Source organism: Halopseudomonas sp. (genome assembly GCF_036961105.1).
GTDB lineage: Bacteria > Pseudomonadota > Gammaproteobacteria > Pseudomonadales > Pseudomonadaceae > Halopseudomonas.
This window is the reverse complement of record NZ_JBALWW010000041.1, coordinates 1-1,210: the sequence shown is the minus strand read 5'-3', so window position 1 is coordinate 1,210 and position 1,210 is coordinate 1. Positions and strand designations below refer to the sequence as shown.

Genomic DNA, 1,210 nt, shown 5'->3' with positions numbered 1-1,210 from the left:
GCACGATCCAGCTGCCAGAGCGCCAAGCTGACGGTGATGGGTAAAAAAATTGCCGTAAACAGTAATACTTTCCAATTCCATTGCCACTGGAAAGAAACGTCTGCTTGATGCTGTGTCAGTTCTGACATCTGTGGTTAAATCACTCTCTTTCAACTGGGAAATAAAAACCCATGCTGCTTAAAGTTATTATCGTCTTACTTTTTATCGCTGTACTAATCAGTCTCAGCAGTGCTTTGGTCTTCCTGATGAAAGATGTTGGGAACTCGAGAAAACGTACGCTATATGCACTGGGTGTCCGTATTGTACTGGCTGTAGCACTGGTAGGAACAATTACCTGGGGCATTTACTCCGGCCAGCTCACTAGCCAAGCTCCTTGGGACAAGCAACTACATCCCGAGCGTGTTGCCTCACCAGAAAAAGAGCAATAGTTGCTTTGGTTAATCGCCAACTATTTTTACTTATCCCTAAGAAAAACGGCCAGGAGATTCCTGGCCGTTTTTGTTTGCTCAGCCTATAGGCTGCTAGAACTGAAACGTACTAAATCCTTTAGGCTAGGACATAGACAAAGATAAACAAGCCTACCCAGACCACATCAACAAAGTGCCAGTACCAGGATGCCGCTTCAAAACCAAACTGATCTTCAGAGTTGAAATGACCCTTAAGACCACGAAGGAATTGGATCAACAGCATAATAGTTCCCATGGTTACGTGAGCACCATGGAAGCCAGTCAGCATAAAGAAGGTTGTACCGTAGATACCTGATTCCAGGGTCAAGCCCATATGTTGGTAGGCGTGAATATATTCTTCAGCCTGCAACACCAGGAAGATAGCACCCAATGCAACGGTGATACCCAACCATAGGTTGAACTTACCACGGTTGTTATTCTTTATTGCTGTATGCGCAATATGAACAGTGAAGCTGGAAGTCATCAGAACAATTGTGTTCCACAGCGGTAACCAGCTAAAGAGTTTATCCCAACCTGGGAAGCTCATATTTTCATCTGGGCCCATAAATTGGGCAGCCTCACCATTGGCCACCATATCTGGTGTCGTCATCAAAGGCCAAGCGGCTTCAAAACCATTCCACAATAAAGCATTGGTCTGCTCACCAATACCTTCTCCACCCAGCCAAGGCACGGCCAAGTTACGAACGTAATACAGTGAACCAAAGAAAACAGCGAAAAACATAACCTCGGAAAAGATAAACCAG

2 protein-coding genes are annotated in these 1,210 nt (G+C 45.1%); one reads left to right on the top strand and one right to left on the bottom strand.

Annotated elements, in window-relative coordinates:
- The first annotated feature begins 170 nt into the window (after positions 1-170).
- Positions 171-428: a twin transmembrane helix small protein gene (locus tag V7756_RS18825; protein WP_442909033.1), complete on the top strand. Its 258-nt coding sequence runs from the start codon at positions 171-173 to the stop codon at positions 426-428.
- 118 nt (positions 429-546) lie between these two features.
- Here V7756_RS18825 and V7756_RS18820 read toward each other — a convergent pair.
- Positions 547-1,210, bottom strand: a 664-nt coding sequence (locus V7756_RS18820; RefSeq protein WP_335611737.1) for a cytochrome c oxidase subunit 3, incomplete at its 5' end; no start/stop codon positions are given.